Source organism: Candidatus Zixiibacteriota bacterium (assembly GCA_036397555.1).
Lineage (GTDB): Bacteria > Zixibacteria > MSB-5A5 > WJJR01 > WJJR01 > DATKYL01.
Map to the genome: position 1 here is coordinate 1 of DASWIS010000034.1, position 3295 is coordinate 3295.

2 protein-coding genes are annotated in these 3295 nt (G+C 59.6%); both read right to left on the reverse strand.

Going from position 1 to position 3295, the window contains the following annotated elements; translation table 11 throughout:
- Positions 1 to 99: 99 nt before the first annotated feature.
- A complete protein-coding gene (locus VGB22_10580) occupies positions 100 to 570 on the reverse strand; it encodes a DUF5675 family protein (protein HEX9751711.1) in 471 nt (156 codons plus the stop codon).
- A 17-nt stretch (positions 571 to 587) separates the two neighbouring features.
- The gene (locus VGB22_10585) at positions 588 to 3113 is read right to left on the reverse strand and encodes a G8 domain-containing protein (GenBank protein ID HEX9751712.1); all 2526 of its coding nucleotides are present in this window, start codon (positions 3111 to 3113) and stop codon (positions 588 to 590) included.
- Positions 3114 to 3295 lie beyond the last annotated feature (182 nt).

Consider the following 3295-nt stretch of genomic DNA (forward strand, 5'->3'; position numbering starts at 1 on the left):
TCACGGCGCCGATGAGAAAACACGCGATTCCATAACACGCCATCGTGACCGGGCGGGCTTTGAAGAACGTGAAAAAGGCTTTGATGAAGGCTGGCATGGTTAGCTCCTGTCGTTGTCCTGAAACTCAATCGTCAGATCGCCCGCTTTTGCAGCGGCAATCACGGTCTTGTAGAGCGCGCGATAGGCTTCGACCGACCGATAAACGCACATTCTGGCCGTGTCATATTGCGCCCCGACGAGAAGGCAGCCGTCCGTCTCGCTCTCGAAATTGCCGATGTGGATCAGCACATACTCAAAGTTCGGGACGTTCCGTATCCAGAGCATGCCCTCATGAATATCGCTGACACGCCGGTCTTTCTTGTAGCGTTCGTGAAACCCGCCCTCGGTCCTGACCGTGACCCGGTACGTTCCTTTCGGAATCCGCGTCTCGCCCGGAACCTTGATTTCCCGGTATTCATCTTCGCAACCATAGAGGCCGAGAATTGCGTGCTCGGCCCCGTTGGTGAACACCTGCACATGCGAAAGCGTCGCCTCCTTGTCGGAGACGAAGCGGTCTACAATGATTTTCATGGCCTTCTCATCGGTTGCTAGGCTTTCGTCCCGTTATTCACCCAAGGGCCGGTGATCCACGGCGAAACGGGAGGGCTCGGGCGCGGGTCGTTTGAAATCGCTCCGTGATCGAAATAGACGCGCAATATCCGGTCCTTGCGAACGCGGGTGCAGCGGTCGGTCACGATCATCGTCATTTCGGTGAAGATGTCTCCGGTTCCGTCTTCCACCCAAAAGCCGTTTTGCAGCGAGAAGTCTTTATCGCGCAGCGTGCCCCACAGCGACGGATTGTCGAATCGCGAAAGGTCGCGTCCGGCCGGAACCGTATATGTCCCTGCGCTGTCGGTGACTGTCCCCGACCAGCGCAGCATCGTCGTCGGATCGTTGGCTACCGGATCCCAGACCTGCGTTGCATCGAACACAGCCTTCGTGTTCGGGATATCGACACGGTCGCCGACAAAAAGCGGATAGCTTGCATCGTTCACAAGCTCGCCCAGCGCAATATACCGGTCCTTGTCCACATTGGCGCCGGTATCGAACGCGGCATGAACGAGATCGGAAGATGCGCTTCCCGTCACGTCGCCGAGGATGATGTTGTGCCAGTCCGCATCCGGGATAAGACGCCTGTCAATTGCGTCCTCGACCGGCACGGTGAGATGATCGAATTTGACTGCATTTACGAACCCGACCGCATAAGGCTCCTTGATCGTAAACTGGAACGCCTCAATGCCGATATGAATGCCGATCTCAAACTGTTCGCCAAATCCGGCCGCGCCGTCTTCGTCATAGACCGCCTCAAGCCCGTCGCAGAAATAGCGGCCCGTGTATTCGAAGTAGATCGCCCGGATGACGTTCGAACACTTGATGTTGCTGAAGTTCGAATAATCGTAATGGTCCTGTTGCGACGCCGCCTTGATGACCATCGAGCCGATCAGGCAGGCGACGATCCGAACGCCGTCTACATCGATCGGGACAATCGTGTTGGAGCCCGCGTCCTGATAGCTCTCTCCGGCAGAGCTGGTGAAGAAATATTTTGAATTAAAGACCGGCAGGAGGTCGCGGCGGGTGAGCGAGCCGGGCCGGGCCTTGTCGGATTTATCGCCCCTGACGTTTGACACAAAGCCGGTGCCATTGGAGGAGCCGTAGGCCGCGCAGTTGCGGATCGGAACGAGACGGCCCTGCATCCAGATGATCTGAGAATGACCCCAGTCATGGCGCTGCTTGTCCGAATCGTTCTTGTTCGAAAGGTCTTGCCGGCTGGTTCTGTGGCCGATGCCGACAAAGCCATCGATATACCCCGTTTCATTGCCGCTCTCAGTGAATATGCCCGAGCCCCACATATTGACCGACGCGCAGTTGAGCGAGTCGACGTTCGAGTTGTGGATCGCGATGCCGAGCGAAAACGCATCGTGGCAGACAAGGCCCTCGGTCCAGATATTGGCGCCGTCCGGGCCGGAGGCGTGGATATGGAACGAATAACGACCCTTGATCGAGTCGGTTGCGAGAACGCCCGACCCGCCTTGACTTGGGTGGTTCGGATGGTCTGTGAAATCCCACGACAGCGTGCGCTTGTCAGTGCGGCCGAGCCATGCGAACTCGGCGTAGCGCCAGTCGTGATCGTCGGAGAACATCATCATCACGTGGCCGCGCTCATGCACCGCCGCACCAGGCGGCGACTCGAACACGATGTTGCGGGTCTGGTTGACGATGTGGATGTCGGAGAACGAGCTGTCCGCGTTGACGGTGTGATCGTATATAAGGGCCGTGGTCCACGACACCGTCGCGCCGTCGATTGCGGTGATGGCGCGCGTTTCCGTTTGGTGGATCGGCGTCGATACGGGGTTGTTGCCCCACGCGGTTGGGCGCACCAGATGCGTCGGCGGAATGGCGATGATGTCGCCGACGTTCCACCCGGTCGGCGCAGATGCGAGCGTTAGCGACGTTGCGCCAACCCCGACCGCAACGCCGTTGGTCAGAGCCCACGGCGTTTTTTCAATGCCATGGACCCTAGACCGGCCCATGAACATAATCCCTTTGGTCTGCATGCGCGGATCGGCCGAAACGTCGATGGTCGATTGCGGGAATTCCCAGTTGAACTGCCCGGTGAAGGGCCGCGTTGTGTCGCCGATCCAGAACCGCGCGCTGCGGTCGCCCATGAGAGTGTCGACGGTAATCCTAACCGTGGCGTCTTCCTTGACGCCGAAAAACCCGTCCGCCCATATCAGCGACCCGGCCGTCATTTCTATGTCGCTCTGCACCCAGACATTCACGCCGTCCGGGATCAGCACAACATCGTCAGCGGCAGGAACAGAGCCGCCCCATGTGGCGGGGTCGTCGAACCAGCCGTCCTGCGCCGCCGTATGGGTGAACGTGGCGCCCATTTTGATCGCCATCATGGCGTCGGCGTCGGCCAAGAATCCTGCCTGCTGGATATTGCGGGCGCTGACGGACAATTCGAGCGGAACGGCGGTAGGGCCAGCCGCGAAGTCCGGCATGGCAGGCAGCGCCGGAAACGCCGACGCGCCGCTGCGGCGCGCGGGCCGCCCGGAGTCGCTGCGGCGCAACACCTGACCCGTTGACCGGCGAAAAACAGAAGTCACAGGCGCGGCCTCGCGCCTTGGTTGTGCGGCTTTGCCATGTGGCGTGCTCTTTGCTAGGATGAAGGTGAGAGGGGATTTATATGGTTCAGACGCTTGCCGCCCACCGCCGCGATTGGGACGACTTGGCTAAGGTTGACCCGCTTTGG

What these genes read in the sequence shown, in the direction of transcription:
- VGB22_10580 (HEX9751711.1), bottom strand. Translation starts at nt 570, where the DNA reads ATGAAAATCATTGTAGACCGCTTCGTCTCCGACAAGGAGGCGACGCTT.